The sequence below is a fragment of the Arthrobacter sp. SPG23 genome (assembly GCF_000876655.1).
Lineage (GTDB): Bacteria > Actinomycetota > Actinomycetes > Actinomycetales > Micrococcaceae > Arthrobacter.
This window is the reverse complement of the sequence record NZ_JYCN01000012.1, coordinates 143,658-157,858: the sequence shown is the minus strand read 5'-3', so window position 1 is coordinate 157,858 and position 14,201 is coordinate 143,658. Positions and strand designations below refer to the sequence as shown.

Genomic DNA, 14,201 nt, shown 5'->3' with positions numbered 1-14,201 from the left:
CCTCCGAACCGGCCAGCACCGGTTCAGAGGCCTCCTCATCGAAACCGTTCACCGTCGACGGCGACAGAGCCCACACCTTGCCCTTGGCCGGATCCGTCACCGAAATGACCGACGAACCAAAACTGACATCAGCCGAACCCGGCAACTGCTTATCCCCGCCCAGCTGCATATTCGCCGGCGACACCTGATTCAGGGTCGAACCGGTCTCATCGTCAACAAAAACGTTCCCGGAGTTCTGCAGGATATCGAACGTCGTACTCGCCGGCGTCACCGCACCATCCAAAACACGCGACGGATAATTCAACCGGCCCACAGCATTCCTGGCTTTGCTGACCACCCACACGCCGCCGTCGTTCAACTCCACCTCAGTGGTCTTAAACCCCGGATAAATAATCGCACCAGCCACCAACGCAGCACCGGCCACCGCAAAAACCGTGCCTCGGAAAATCCGCGCACGCCGACGGTTCTGCGTCGGTTCCGATTTGGGCGGCACGGATCTAAGTAGCCGTTTCATTGCCAGTTTTTCCCCCACAAAAAATGCATTCCGGGCACGCTGCGACCCACCAGAGACGTAGCCGGGTCAGTCCGACTATGTCATAAGACCATCAAATGTAGAAACCTGCCCGGTGCAAGGACTCAGTCCAGCACGAGCCCGCGGCCGCTGCCGCGCTGCAGCAGTACGGGATGGATTTCGCCGAAGCCGCGGACCTCCTCGGCCTTCTGCGGCACCAGCACAAACCGCTCGTCGTGTTCCAGGGCGGCGGCAGTCATCGAGTCGACCAGCACCGTGCCGGGGTCGGCCAGTGCCGTGAGCCGGGCTGCGAGGTTGACAGTGGGCCCGTAGATATCGCCCAGGCGCGAAAGGATCCGGCCCCACACCATGGCAACCCTGGCCTCGGGCAGGATCTCGTCCTCGGTGAAAGCCTGCGACAGTGCGAGGGAAATTTCGGCGCCGGCTGCCGGTGTTTCGGCAATATAGAGGACTTCATCGCCCACCGTTTTCACCAGCCGGCCGCCGCCTACCGAAATGATCTCGGCGCACTTGTTTTCAAAACGCTGCACCAGCTGGGCGAGCGTCTTCTCGTTCATGCGCCTGGAAAGGCTGGTGTACGAGACAAGGTCCGCAAAGCCCACTGCCCGTGCAAGGGGCAACGGCGCGTCATCCTCATCGCCTTCACGGCCCTCTTCGCTCGCTTGCAGTCCGGCTTCGGCCCGCACGGCAAGGCGCTGGACACCCGCATTGAGCTGCCGGCGCCAGGAGTACACCAGCATTTCCTCGAGGGCATCCACGAGGGACGGCAGCTGGTTGACCAGCCGCTTGCGGGCAACGGCGTCCGACACGCCCTGCCGGTGGACCATGTCCTCAACAAGGGCTTCGATTTGCCACACCACCATGCGGTCAGTCATTTGCCCGATGGCCCGGGTCACCGAAATGGCCGCCTCTTCGGTAAGTTTTCCCGCGCGGACCAGGTCCACCACGGTGGAGAGCGCCGCCTGGTCGCGTTCAGTGAAGGCCACGTCCTCGTCGCCGAGGTTGGGAAAGCCCAGGGCGCGCCACAGTTTACGGGCGGAGAGCAGGGACAGCCCCGCACCGGCAGCCACCTCACGGCGGCGCAGCTTGCGCTCACCGCCAAGGAGCCTGGCCTCAAGCGCCTTGGCTGCGAGCCGTTCGGCGGAGAGTGTCCCCGTGGGGGGTGCCTCAGACGGGGATGATCCCGCCGGCCTGCCCGCCGGGGCCGGATCATAGGGGGCGGGGTCGTGGGGTATCGGGCGGTGGGGTGCAAGCGGCGTTCCGGCAGGGTCCCCGGCCGCGGACGTGTCAAGCACGGGTGCCTCCACTGAAACGGTGTCCAGCGCGGCCGTTTCCAACACGGCGGCTTCGAGAGTGGCGGTTTCCACTACGGCGTCCGGCGGCGAGGGCAGCTCGGAGCGCTCGGCCTCGTCCACGGGTCCGGCATTCTCAACGCTCATCTCTTCCACCTTCTCTCGTTTCCCACTGCCCGCCCATGTCCCACGGCCGGTAGTACTGTGCGTCCCCGGCTAGTTGCTCCGCCCGGTCCGCCTCGAAGACCATGCCGGGCGGCAGCTCATCGATGGCATCGAGGACGAAGTTCCGGAACTTCACGGCCTCCGGCACATCCGGGATCACGGCGTCCCCGCCATGTCCGGTATCCAACGATATATTCCCGGACCGCAATATGCGTTGCCACAGCGTCTGGCTGACACCGATGTGGTGGACGGATGCGAGCGGAACCTGCATGTCCCGCTTGCGCAACATGCCGTAACGGGCAACTATCCGCCGGCTGGTCAGCACGTACTGCGTAGCGTGCCACCTGAGCACACGAGGCAGGCAATACCCCAACAGTATCCACGCAACTGCCCCGACGCACACTGCGACAAGCCAGATCGTCCAATCCCCGCTGATCAGCGGAACCAGCCGGGCCGGGCCGCCTTTCACGATCCAGGCACTCGCGAAAGCACCCAGGGCAGGAACAACAATGAACAACAGCCCCGGAAAGAAGAGCTTCCGGGGCTGGGGCCGGGTGACAGTGATGACCTGTTCACCCGGCAGGAGGTCTTTACGCATATCCGCTTTCCGCGGCGCCCGTGCCGGTTTCTGTTCCGTTGCCTGTGCCAGGCGGCGTCCACGGCCGGAGGTGCACCACGTCCCCTGCCGTCACGACGTGTTCATGCTTGGCTGCATCGACCACCAGGAGGGAGCCGTATTCATCCAGGCGGGAGGCATGGCCGATGATCTCGTGGTCACCGGGCAGCTGTGCCCGCACCTGCTTGCCGAGGGTGGACATGACCGATTCAACCCGCTTGTGCAGCGACGGTCCGCCGGCCATCCCGGCGGCGGGATCGCCGTCGGCATTGCAGAAGTTCCGGTAGAGCGCGGCAAAGCGCGAAAGATAACTCTTCAGGAGTGCGGTCCGGTCAACCGTCCGGGCATTCTCCAGCAGCACGGACGTGGCCGTGGGGACGGGCAGTTCGCCGGCAGTCAGGGTCACATTGAGGCCCGTGCCCAGGATCACGGGCGGAACAGTGCCGTCCCCCATGGGTCCAAGCTGCGCCAGGATGCCGGCGATCTTCCGGCCGCGCACCATGACGTCGTTGGGCCATTTGATTTCTGCCGGGATGCCAGCGGTCTCCAGGAGTGCCTCACGCAGGGCAAGCGCGGCGAGCAGCGAAAACCAGGAGTAACTGTGCGTGGGCAGCGGCCGCCCTTCCGCGTTGACCGGGCGGAGAACGACCGACACGGAAACCGAGCTCAGCGGCGGGGCCTCCCAATGGCGGTCAAGCCGGCCGCGGGCCGCGGTCTGGTGCTCGGCCGTCAGCACGGAAAGGTCCGGCCAGGCGCGGGGATCCACGGTCACCCCCTGCAGGAGGTCCGCGTTGGTGGAGCCTGTCGAGTCCACCACCGTGAGCTGCGCGAGGCCGTTGGCAGCAAGGAATTCATCGCTGCCCAGCTCAGCCCGGTTGAGCCCGGCCCGCGGAACGGAGTCCGGCCCGGCAGCGGTTGGCGCATCAGCACCCTGCTGCTCCGGGTCCTGCGGCTCCGGCCCGGGCTCGGGAGACTGCAGGTTGTTCGGGTCCTGGCCGTCGGCAGGCTGTGGGGCGTCCATAGTTGAATCCTACCGAGTTGGTGCGGCTCCGGCGGCGGCCCGAAGGGTTCTCAGAGGAAAATGTCAGGGACCAGCCGGTCCTCCGGCGCGCCCAGGCTGTAGGCGGAAAAGTCAGCCACCCCGGCCGCGGAGAGCACCTGTTCATCCGTATAGAAGTTGCCGCTCGGCGAACCGCCGCCTCCCTGCAGGTTGCTTCCCGTCAGCACGGCATGCGCCGCATCCGCCATGATCTCCGGTCCGCGGGCGGCCTTCACCATGTTCTCGCCGCCGGGCATGTTGCGGATGGCTGCCGTATCGATCAGGGTGCAGGGCCAGAGCGAATTGACGTTGATGCCGTCTGCCTTGAGTTCTTCGGCCAGGCCGAGGGTGGTGAGGCTCATGCCGTATTTGGCCATGGTGTAGGCAAGATGCATCCCGGCCCACTTGGGGTCCAGGTTCAGCGGCGGGGAGAGGGTAAGGATGTTAGCGGAGGATGAACGGCGCAGGGCAGGAAGCGCAAGCTTGGAGAGCAGGAACGTGCCCCTCACATTGATGTCCTGCATTAGGTCGTAGCGCTTCATGTCCACGGCGTCGGTCTTGGACAGATCGATCGCGGAGGCGTTGTTGATCACGGCGTCGATCCCGCCAAACCGTTCGACGGCGGCGGCAACCGCCCCGGCGACGTCGTCGTCGTTGCGGACGTCCCCGACGATCGGTAGCGCCTGGCCGCCCGCCGCCTCCAGCTGTTCCGCAGCGCTGAAGACCGTCCCCTCCAGTTTCGCGTGCGGCTGGCCGGTCTTTGCCATCAGCACTATGTTGGCGCCGTCGCGTGCGGCGCGGAGGGCTATGGCCAGGCCGATGCCGCGGCTGCCGCCCGACATCAAAATGGTACGGCCCTGAAGGGAACCGGCGGCCTGGTACGGCCCTGCGGCGGTGCCCGAAGCATCGTTGCTTGAAGTCATAAGGACACTCTAACCGAAGTATGTTACCGGTGAGTAACATACTGGTCGCTGTCTCTCAACGGCAGAAAATTGTAGGTTTTCTACAGCGGTCCGCGCCAATAGCGTCACTAGACTAGCCAACAGGGTCCTGTTTTTGTGCGGAAGCTACTTAAGCGCCGTTGCGACACAGTGCCAGCGACCATCAGCTACAGAGCCGGAGACACTTGATGAGCCACGATCTGACAACGACAGCGGGAAAGATTGCCGACTTCCGCGACCGCCAGGCGCGTGCCGAGCAGCCATCCGGCCCCGAGGCCATCGAAAAGCAGCACGCCCGCGGCAAGAACACTGCGCGCGAACGCATCGACATGCTCCTGGACGAGGGATCCTTCGTCGAGTTCGACGCCCTGGCCGTCCACCGCTCCACGGCCTTCGGCATGGAAAAGAAGAAGCCCCTCGGCGACGGCCTGGTGTCCGGATACGGCACCGTGGACGGCCGCCCCGTGGCGGTGTACAGCCAGGACTTCTCCGTGTACGGCGGCTCACTGAGCCAGGTCAACGGCGAGAAGATCGTCAAGGTGCAGGAATTCGCGCTGCGCAACGGATGCCCGGTGGTTGGCATCCTCGACGGCGGCGGCGCCCGCATCCAGGAAGGCGTCGCATCCCTGGCCATGTTCGCGGACATCTTCCGCAACAACGTCCACGCCTCCGGCGTCGTCCCGCAGATCTCCCTCATCATGGGCCCCTCCGCCGGCGGTGCCGCCTACTCCCCCGCCCTGACCGACTACGTGGTCATGGTGGATAAGACCTCGCATATGTTCATCACCGGACCGGACGTCATCAAGACCGTCACCGGCGAGGACGTCGACATGGAGACCCTGGGCGGCGCGCGGCAGCACAATGCCACCACCGGAACCTCCACGTACCTGGCGTCGGACGAGGCGGATGCCATCGAATTCGTCCGCGAACTCCTGGACTTCCTTCCCTCCAACAACCTGGCCGAGGCTCCAGTGCTGGACCACCAGCAGGAAGTGGAAGTCGACGACGACGACCTCGCCCTGGACACGCTCATTCCGGATTCCGCAAACCAGCCCTACGACATGCGCAAGGTCGTTGAGCAGATCGTGGACGACGGCCACTTCCTCGAGATGCAGGCCCTATACGCTCCCAACGTGATGATCGGCTACGGCCGGATCGAGGGGCACACGGTTGGCATCGTGGCCAACCAGCCCATGCAGTTCGCCGGCACCCTGGACATCTCGGCGTCTGAAAAGGCCGCACGCTTCGTCCGGCACTGCGACGCCTTCAACATCCCGATCATCACGCTGGTGGACGTGCCGGGCTTCCTGCCGGGCAAGGACCAGGAATTCCAGGGAATCATCCGCCGCGGCGCCAAGCTCCTGTATGCCTACGCCGAGGCCACCGTCCCCAAGCTCACGGTCATCACCCGCAAGGCATACGGCGGGGCGTATATCGTGATGGGCTCCAAGAAACTCGGCGCCGACCTTAACCTCGCCTGGCCCACCGCCCAGATCGGCGTCATGGGCGCGCAGGGTGCCGTCAACATCCTGTACCGCCGCGAGCTTGCCGCGGTTGCGGACGCCGGCGGCGACGTCGAGGCCAAACGCGCAGAGGTCATCCGGCAGTACGAGGAAGAGCTCCTCAACCCGTATCAGGCAGCCCAGCTGGGTTATGTGGATGCCGTCATTGCGCCCTCGGATACCCGGGTTCAGATCATCAAGGGCCTTCGGGCCCTGCGGGACAAGCGCGCCAGCCTTCCCGCCAAGAAGCACGGAAACATTCCGCTGTGACCCCGGACGTGGAGCCGGCCGCGAACGCGGCGGTCGAGTCGCAGGCGACGCCATACGGGAACGGAACCGACGCCACGGAGCCGCTGTTCTCGGTGGTCAAGGGCGAACCGACGGACGTCGAACTCGCGGCGCTGACCGCCGTCGTCCTCTCCCTTGGCAGCAGCGCCGAGCCGGAAGGCACGGCCAAGCCCAGCGTCCGCCACTGGGTGCGGCGGCAGCAACTGCGGCTGGCCCCCGCTCCGGGACCGGGAGCCTGGAAACGCAGCCGAGGCTGACGCCGGCGCCCTCCGGCCTGCGGGAGCACGCCGGGAACTGACACACCGAAAAGTTCAGTAAGTCTTTCATAACTGGGATTGCCCCGTTAGTCTCGTGGGGTGACTACCGAACCCGCAGCCTCCGCGCGCCCCCAAACAGCCATCGACGCCGTCGCAGACGCCTACACGGACACCCTGATCAGGCTCAATCCGAGCTTCGCCACCGTGCTGGGCGTGCCGGGCCACGAGACCGAATTCCAGGACTTCTCGCCGGCCGGCATCGAAGGGTTCATGGCGGCGGCCCGGGAGGCGCTCAGCGCCCTTGACGGCCTGGAGCCGGCGGACGACGTGGACGCAGTGACGCTCGACGCCATGCGCGAACGGCTGGGACTTCAGTTGGAGATCCATGAGTCCGGCTGGGATGCCGCCGAACTGAACAACATCGAATCGCCGGCGCAAAACATCCGCTCTATTTTCGACCTGATGTCCACCGACACCACCGAACACTGGGAGCACATCGCCGGCCGCGCCCACAGCGTCCCCGGAGCGATCGACGGTTACATCGAGTCGCTGCGTTCCGCAAAGGAGCAGGGCAGGGTGTCCGCTTCGCGGCAAGTGGCGATCGTCATCGAGCAGGCCACCAAATACGCCGCCGGAGACGGCTTCTTCGCGAAGATGGCCGCCGGCGCAAAGACCACCGAAGGGCCGCTTTCCTCGGAACTGCAGGCAACGCTCGACGACGGCGCTGCCGCTGCCCGCGCAGCATATGTGAAACTCGCGGACTTCCTGTCCGCCGAGTTACTGCCCGTGGCACCGGCCAAGGACTCGGTGGGCCGGGAGCGCTATGCACTGGCATCCAGGGCATTCCTCGGCGCGACGGTGGACCTCGACGAGACCTACGCCTGGGGCGTCCAGGAACTTGAACGGCTCATAGCGGAACAGGAACGCGTGGCCAACGAGATCCGGCCCGGCGCGTCAGTGGAGGAAGCCAAGGAGATCCTGAACAGCGATCCCGCCCGCCAACTCAAGGGCACCGATGCCCTCAAAGCCTGGATGCAGGACCTCTCCGACAAGGCTGTGGCGGATCTCGCCGGCGTTCACTTCGAGATCCCGGACATCATGAAGACCCTCGAATGCCTGATCGCCCCCACCGACGAAGGCGGCATCTACTACACCGGCCCTTCCGACGACTTCAGCCGGCCGGGCCGGATGTGGTGGTCCGTCCCTGCGGGCGAGGACACGTTCACCACATGGGCCGAGACCACTACGGTGTTCCACGAAGGCGTACCCGGGCACCACCTCCAGATCGCTACGGCCATCTATCGCCGGGAATTGCTCAACAAGTGGCGCCGCAACGTCTGCTGGACCTCGGGCCATGGCGAAGGCTGGGCACTCTACGCAGAGAAACTGATGCAGGAACTGGGCTACCTCAAGGACCCGGGCGACCACATGGGCATGCTGGACATGCAGCGCATGCGCGCGGCGCGCGTGGTGTTCGACATCGGCGTACACCTGGAGCTGGAGGTTCCGGAACGCTGGGGCAGCGGCACCTGGACACCGGACAAGGGCTACGACTTCCTGAAGGAGAACCTGGCGATCAGCGAGGGACAGCTCAACTTCGAATTCGCCCGCTACCTGGGGTGGCCGGGCCAGGCACCGTCCTACAAAGTGGGCCAGCGCCTCTGGGAACAGATCCGGGCCGAACTTGAAGCCCGCCCCGGTTTCGACCTGAAGGCCTTCCACACCAAGGCCCTCAACATCGGCTCCGTAGGCCTCGACACCCTCAAGCGGGCACTGCTCCAGTAACCGTGTCCCGCGCGAGACGTTTGCCACATGGGCGCCGGGAATAACTTCACAAAAGTGCCCAGATACGCCATTTTCTAGGGATTTCCTGGCCGCGCGTAAAATTTATTCCCGTAACATTTCTCAACATCCGTTCGTCGTGGTAGGCGCACCCGTCCTAGCGTGTTCGGGTGACCACTCAAACCAGCACCCCCTCCCCCGCAGGAAACACCGGCTTCCGGCTGCCCAAGTGGGCCGGCTCGTTCGGCTTCCAGATCATCGCCGCCCTGATCGTGGGCCTGGGCCTCGGCCTCCTGGCCAAGTACACCGGCAGCACCAAGGCGAGCCCCAATGCCCTCGGCGCCACCTTGCAGACCATCGGTTCGAGCTACGTCTCGCTGCTGCAGACCGCCGTGGTCCCCCTCATCTTCACCGCAGTTGTCAGCTCGATCTCGAACCTGCGCCAGGTGTCCAACGCCGCGAAGCTGGCGTGGAACACGCTCCTCTGGTTCGCCATCACATCCCTGATCGCAGTGCTCATCGGCATCGGCCTGGGCGTGCTGCTGCAGCCCGGCGCCAGCACCGGCATCACCCAGGAAGCCAAGTACGCCGGCAAATCCGGCGACTGGTGGGCGTTCCTGATCGGACTCTTCCCCAAGAACTTCCTGGGCCTGGGCGCCAGCTCCACCGTTGCCGAATCAGGCGCCGTGACCACCGCCGTCAGCTTCAACGTCCTGCAGATCCTGGTAATCGCGATCGCCGTCGGCGTGGCCGCCCTGAAGGTGGGCAAGGCAGCGGAGCCGTTCCTGACCCTCAACGCATCCGCCCTCGCCGTCATCCAGAAGGTGCTGTGGTGGATCATCCGGATCGCCCCGCTCGGCACCGTGGGCCTCATCGGCAACGCCGTGGCCGTCTACGGATGGGACACCATCGGGTCGCTCGGCAAGTTCACCTTTGCCATCTACGTCGGCCTGGCCCTCGTGCTGTTCGTGGTCTACCCCGTACTGGTCCGCACCCACGGGCTGTCCGTCAAGCAGTATTTCTCCGGCGTCTGGCCCGCAGTGCAGCTTGCCTTCGTTTCCCGCTCATCCGTGGGTACACTGCCGCTGACCCAGCGCGTCACCGAACGCAGCCTCGGCGTCCCCCGGGCGTACGCTTCCTTCGCTGTTCCGCTGGGCGCCACCACCAAGATGGACGGCTGCGCCGCGATCTACCCGGCCATCTCGGCGATCTTCGTGGCCCAGTTCTTCGGCATCCAGCTCGACTTCAGCCAGTACCTGCTGATCGCCCTCGTCTCCGTGCTGGGCTCGGCGGCGACCGCAGGCACCACCGGCGCCGTCGTCATGCTGACCCTGACGCTCTCCACACTGGGACTCCCGCTGGCCGGCGTCGGCCTCCTGCTGGCGATCGACCCGATCCTGGACATGGGCCGCACTGCGGTCAACGTGGCCGGTCAGGCCCTGGTCCCCACGATCGTGGCCAAGCGCCAGGGAATCCTGGACGAAGCACTGTACAACGCGCCGCGCAACGGCGACCCGTTCGCGGACGACTCCGTTGAAGACTCCGCCGAGGCGGTTGCCGGCCCGACGGCGGCTGCTGCCGCCGACGGCCGCGAACTCGCCGATGCAAAGGCCTGATACCAGGCGCAGCTGACAACGCAGCAGTCCCCGGGAATCACTCCCGGGGACTGCTGCGTTATTGGCGCCCTGGGGGGTGCCGGCAGGGACCTACCGGCCTCCGCCGCCGATCACGCCGTTCTTTACGGCCTTGGTGACCGCGTCGGCTTCCGCCCGGGTGAGCTTTCCATCCGCTACGGCTTTGTCCAGCCGGGTCTTCAGTGCGGCGGCCCGCTGGGACTGGGCCTCGGTGCGCAGCTCGTCCAGAGCGGCGGTGACCTTGGATTCCTCAATGCCAAGTGACTCCGCGAGGGATTTGGCGAGTGCCGCTTCCATGGCCTCCCTGTCCGGCTTCGTGCCCTCGGCGGGACGCGTGGCCGGCTTGTTCGCGTCACGGAACGCCTTCAGCGCCTCGGTGACCTTTGCCTCGTCAACTCCGAGCTTGGCAGCTAGCTCCGATGCCTGCGCGCCCCCTCCGTGTCCGTGCCGGCCGCCCATGTGCCCGCGGTCGTGGCCGTCGGCATTGGGAGAGGCCGACGCGCTGGGCGACGGAGAGGGCGCGGGTGTAGTGGCGGCCGACGCAATTCCGCTCACGCCGATCCCGGCCCCGACTACCAGGGCAGCGGCGCCCAGGCCGAGGCCCAACTTCTTTCTGCTTGTCATGGCACGTCTCCTAGATCCTCCGCAGCAACGTTGCTGCCCGTGGCGGTAGGTACAGTTCACCTACCTTTCCAAGCGTCCGGCCTCGACCTATAGAAGAGCTGTCATAGAGCTGTCAGGAAGCTGTGAATCCGACACCGCACAAACTTGCACAGAGTGTAAATATGCACGTAGTGTAATGCCGTGCCGACCACCCAGACCGTGCCCGCTCAGGCTTCCGGCGATAACGCTGTCCCGCCCGCTCCCTCGCGCCGGGAACTCAACAAGGCCGCCACGCGCCAGGCCATCACCGATGCCGCGCTGCACCTTCTGCGCAGCAAGGGGCCCGGTAACTTCACAGTCGAGGACATCGCCGAGGCCGCTGCCATCTCCCGGCGAACGTTCTTCAACTACTTCAGCAGCACCGAAGCGGCCCTGGCGGCAGTGACCCACGGCTTCCTGGACCACGCCCTGGCGCAGTTCCGGCTGCGGCCGGCCGGTGAGCCCATCCTTGAGTCAGCCAGGGCGGCCCTGATCCAGCTGGCCGACCCCATGACCGTGGCCCCCATGGCCGAGCTCTACAGCCTGGCGCAGTCCAACCCACAGCTCAACCGCTCCGAACTTGAAGCCTGGGACCACTGCACCGCGGAAATCATCGACGCTGCCCGGGAACGATTCGCCCGGACCCCCGGGGCGGAATTCGACGAGCTCTACCTCCGTGCGCTGGCCGGTTCCCTCATCTCCTGCGGCAAGGCTGCAATGGACGTCTGGTTCGCCCGGTGCGGCGGGTCCCTCACCCCGGAGTCCCTTTCGATCCTCAGGCAACTCCTGATCGATGCCGTGGGCCTGCTGGGCTCCGGATTCGCCCGCCCCGAAACGCCCCAGGCCAGCACGACGGCCAACAACTCCACCGCCACCCCTTTCGCAGATCGGCTCTGACATGGCACTTTTGCTTTACCGCCTCGGCAAGTTCTCCTACCGGCACCGCTGGCTGGTCATCTCCGTGTGGCTCGCCGTCATGGTGGCCGTCGGTGGCGCGGCTGCAGCCTTCCACGGCACCCTGTCCAACAACTTCCAGATCCCGGGCACCGAGACGCAGCGGATGGCGGACAAGCTCAAGAGCGAGCTCCCCACGTCCTCCGGCGGTTCGGCGAGCGTTGTGTTCGAAGCCAACGACGCACAATTCAGCCAAGCCGGGAAGGACGCAGTCACCGCTGCACTGACCAAGCTCAAGACCCTGCCCGACGTCCAGGGCACGGTTGACCCCTTCGCCACCCAGGCGCAACTGGACAAGGCCGCCGCAGACCTCGCCGCCGGCAAGGAGCAGTCAGCTGTCGGCAAGGCGCGGCTGGAGCAAGCAGCTGCAGAACTCGCTGCCGGCAACGCCCAGCTGGAAGCCGCCGAACAACAGATGACTGCCGCAGGGCTCCCTCCCGCGGCCATCGAGGCCCAGCTCGGGCAGCAGAAGGCCGCCCTCGCCGAAGGCCAGGCAAAGCTCGACGCCGGCACCAAGGAACTGGAAGCGGGCGAAGCAAAGCTGGCCCTTGGCACCCGCCAGCTGGCGGCTTCGGAGGGGCTCCGCTTCGTCTCCGAGGACGGAAAGGCAGCGATCGCGCAGGTCCAGTTCAAAACGTCCATCAACGGACTTGATCCCGAGGTCCGGCAGGAAGTGCAAAACATCGTCAGCGAGGTGTCTGGAGCCAACGTGACCGCCCTCCCCAGCAAGGAGATCAGCGAGGACATCTCCGAGCTCTTTGGCACCGCGGAAATCCTCGGCATCGCGGTGGCAGCCCTGGTCCTGATCATCATGCTCGGCACCCTGATCGCCGCCGGGCTGCCGCTGCTGATGGCCGTCGTCGGCGTCGCTGTCGGTGTGGGCGCCACCTTCGCCCTGAGCGGCGCCGTGGATATGAGCTCCATCTCCCCGATGCTGGCCCTGATGCTTGGTCTCGCCGTCGGAATCGATTACTCCCTGTTCATCGTCAACCGGCACCGCGGCCAGCTGCTCTCCGGAATGGACCCGGAGGAGTCCGTGGCGCTGGCCACGGGAACGTCCGGCAATGCCGTGCTGTTTGCCGGCCTGACCGTCATCATCGCCCTCGCGGCCTTGGTGGTCCCGGGCCTTCCGTTCCTCGCCGTCATGGGTCTGTCCGCTGCCGCCACGGTGGCTGTCGCCGTCGTCGTTGCCCTGACCCTGACGCCGGCCGTGCTCTCCCTCGTGGGCCGGAAACTGATCTCCAAGCGGGCCTGGGCCAAAGCGGCCAAGCACAATGCCGCTCCCGGCCACGAAACAGAGGACCGCGCAAAGGACGAATACCGGAGCAGTCACGGCTGGGGCGGCATCGTCACCAAGCACCCGTGGCTGGCCCTTCTGGCCGGCGTGGTGCTGCTTGGTGTTGTGGCGCTGCCCGCCAGCCAGCTCCGGCTCGCCCTGCCGGACGCCAGTTCCGAGCCGGTAGCCTCACAAGCGTTCAAGGCCTACGACGTCACCAAACGGAGCTTCGGCGAGGGCATGACCGGCCCGATCATCGTGGTGGGCGACTTCCCGGAGGGACTCAGCGAAGCCGAGGCGCAGGCAAAGCAGTTCGACGTCGCGGATATCCTGCGTGAGACCGAAAACGTTTCCGCCGCCGTGCCGCTGGCTCTGAGCGAGGACCGCCGCACCGCAGTGTTCCAAGTCATCCCGAACGAGGGCCCGGCCAGCGCGAGCACCGTGCAGGTGGTCTCCGAGCTCCGGGCCGAAAAGGGCCAGATCAAGGACTCCACCGGCGTGAGCATCGGCCTCACCGGACAGACAGCCGGCAACGTTGACGTTTCCACGAAACTTGGTGACGCGCTCCCGCCGTATCTGGCGATCGTGGTTGGCCTCTCGCTGATCCTGCTCCTGCTCGTCTTCCGCTCCATCTGGGTCCCGTTGCTGGCCACCGGCGGCTTCCTGCTCTCGCTCGCCGCGGCATTCGGTGCGGTCGTCGCCGTTTATCAGTGGGGCTGGCTGGGCGCGGTGTTCGGCGTCGAAAATCCGGGTGCTGTCCTGAGCTTCCTGCCCATCATCCTGATCGGCGTGCTGTTCGGCCTGGCCATGGACTACCAGGTGTTCATTACCTCGGGTATGCGTGAATCGTTCATGCACGGGGAATCGGCAAAGCACGCCGTCCGGAGCGGTTTCAGCCATGCCTCTGCCGTGGTCACCGCGGCCGCCATCATCATGGTCAGCGTTTTCGCCGGCTTCATCTTCTCGCATCTGAACATGGTCCGGCCGCTCGGCTTCGCCATGGCCTTCGGTGTGCTGATTGATGCCTTCGTGGTCCGCATGACGATCGTCCCGGCTGTGATGTACCTCCTCGGCGAAAAAGCCTGGTGGCTCCCCCGCTGGCTGGACCGCATCCTGCCGGACGTCGACGTTGAGGGCACGAAACTCCGCAAGGATGACGCCGCCGCCGTGACACAAGCGGAAGAGGTCGGCGCACGCTGACGGAACGCTTCGGGTCCGTCATGAGCCGCCCGCCGATCACTTGATCGGCGGGCGGCCCTGTTTCTCCAGTTCGTTGATGCG

At 65.7% G+C, this 14,201-nt stretch carries 12 protein-coding genes; 6 read left to right on the top strand and 6 right to left on the bottom strand.

The genetic code is table 11. The annotated features are described in order from the left end of the window. From TV39_RS06035 to TV39_RS06015, 5 genes are all read right to left on the bottom strand, one after another. Positions 1-514, bottom strand: a 514-nt coding sequence (locus tag TV39_RS06035) for a hypothetical protein (RefSeq protein ID WP_144406336.1), incomplete at its 3' end; no start/stop codon positions are given. 122 nt (positions 515-636) lie between these two features. Continuing rightward, the gene (locus TV39_RS06030) at positions 637-1,971 is read right to left on the bottom strand and encodes an adenylate/guanylate cyclase domain-containing protein (protein WP_235347295.1); all 1,335 of its coding nucleotides are present in this window, start codon (positions 1,969-1,971) and stop codon (positions 637-639) included. After that, a complete protein-coding gene (locus tag TV39_RS06025; RefSeq protein ID WP_043479629.1) occupies positions 1,961-2,587 on the bottom strand; it encodes a PH domain-containing protein in 627 nt (208 codons plus the stop codon). The genes TV39_RS06030 and TV39_RS06025 overlap by 11 nt, the downstream gene beginning before the upstream one ends. Continuing rightward, positions 2,580-3,626 carry a biotin--[acetyl-CoA-carboxylase] ligase gene (locus TV39_RS06020; RefSeq protein ID WP_235347294.1) on the bottom strand — a complete coding sequence of 349 codons (1,047 nt, stop codon included), beginning with the start codon at positions 3,624-3,626 and terminating at the stop codon, positions 2,580-2,582. Before TV39_RS06020 ends, TV39_RS06025 begins: the two co-directional genes overlap by 8 nt. Positions 3,627-3,676: 50 nt before the next feature. Next, the gene (locus TV39_RS06015) at positions 3,677-4,567 is read right to left on the bottom strand and encodes an SDR family oxidoreductase (RefSeq protein ID WP_043479627.1); all 891 of its coding nucleotides are present in this window, start codon (positions 4,565-4,567) and stop codon (positions 3,677-3,679) included. Between the two features lie 206 nt (positions 4,568-4,773). On the opposite strand from TV39_RS06015, the gene TV39_RS06010 reads away from it, so the two are divergent. The 4 genes from TV39_RS06010 to TV39_RS05995 all read left to right on the top strand — a co-directional run bounded on the left by TV39_RS06010 (position 4,774) and on the right by TV39_RS05995 (position 10,030). Then, positions 4,774-6,357, top strand: a complete 1,584-nt coding sequence (locus TV39_RS06010) for an acyl-CoA carboxylase subunit beta (protein ID WP_043479625.1) — start codon at positions 4,774-4,776, stop codon at positions 6,355-6,357. Positions 6,358-6,440: 83 nt separating this feature from the next. Further along, complete coding sequence (locus TV39_RS06005) at positions 6,441-6,632, top strand: acyl-CoA carboxylase subunit epsilon (protein WP_043479661.1); 192 nt, start codon at positions 6,441-6,443, stop codon at positions 6,630-6,632. Positions 6,633-6,731: 99 nt separating this feature from the next. After that, on the top strand, positions 6,732-8,417 hold the full coding sequence (locus TV39_RS06000; protein WP_043479623.1) for a DUF885 domain-containing protein: 1,686 nt from the start codon (positions 6,732-6,734) through the stop codon (positions 8,415-8,417). Between the two features lie 167 nt (positions 8,418-8,584). Beyond that, on the top strand, positions 8,585-10,030 hold the full coding sequence (locus TV39_RS05995) for a dicarboxylate/amino acid:cation symporter (protein WP_043479622.1): 1,446 nt from the start codon (positions 8,585-8,587) through the stop codon (positions 10,028-10,030). A gap of 90 nt (positions 10,031-10,120) precedes the next feature. Here the strand turns inward: TV39_RS05995 and TV39_RS05990 are convergent, their stop codons facing one another. Further along, positions 10,121-10,672 (bottom strand): hypothetical protein, encoded by a 552-nt coding sequence (locus TV39_RS05990; protein ID WP_043479620.1) that lies wholly within the window; start codon positions 10,670-10,672, stop codon positions 10,121-10,123. 180 nt (positions 10,673-10,852) lie between these two features. Here TV39_RS05990 and TV39_RS05985 point away from each other — a divergent pair, with 180 nt between their 5' ends. Together TV39_RS05985 and TV39_RS05980 are read left to right on the top strand one after the other, a co-directional pair. After that, positions 10,853-11,587: a TetR/AcrR family transcriptional regulator gene (locus tag TV39_RS05985; RefSeq protein ID WP_235347293.1), complete on the top strand. Its 735-nt coding sequence runs from the start codon at positions 10,853-10,855 to the stop codon at positions 11,585-11,587. A gap of 1 nt (position 11,588) precedes the next feature. Then, on the top strand, positions 11,589-14,120 hold the full coding sequence (locus TV39_RS05980) for an MMPL family transporter (RefSeq protein WP_043479618.1): 2,532 nt from the start codon (positions 11,589-11,591) through the stop codon (positions 14,118-14,120). The last annotated feature ends 81 nt before the right edge of the window (positions 14,121-14,201 follow it).

Bases quoted from the DNA above. Each gene is read 5' to 3' on its own strand.
- TV39_RS06030 (WP_235347295.1), bottom strand. From the start codon at position 1,971: ATGAGCGTTGAGAATGCCGGACCCGTGGACGAGGCCGAGCGCTCCGAG.
- TV39_RS06025 (WP_043479629.1), bottom strand. From the start codon at position 2,587: ATGCGTAAAGACCTCCTGCCGGGTGAACAGGTCATCACTGTCACCCGG.
- TV39_RS06020 (WP_235347294.1), bottom strand. From the start codon at position 3,626: ATGGACGCCCCACAGCCTGCCGACGGCCAGGACCCGAACAACCTGCAG.
- TV39_RS06015 (WP_043479627.1), bottom strand. From the start codon at position 4,567: ATGACTTCAAGCAACGATGCTTCGGGCACCGCCGCAGGGCCGTACCAG.
- TV39_RS06010 (WP_043479625.1), top strand. From the start codon at position 4,774: ATGAGCCACGATCTGACAACGACAGCGGGAAAGATTGCCGACTTCCGC.
- TV39_RS05990 (WP_043479620.1), bottom strand. From the start codon at position 10,672: ATGACAAGCAGAAAGAAGTTGGGCCTCGGCCTGGGCGCCGCTGCCCTG.
- TV39_RS05980 (WP_043479618.1), top strand. From the start codon at position 11,589: ATGGCACTTTTGCTTTACCGCCTCGGCAAGTTCTCCTACCGGCACCGC.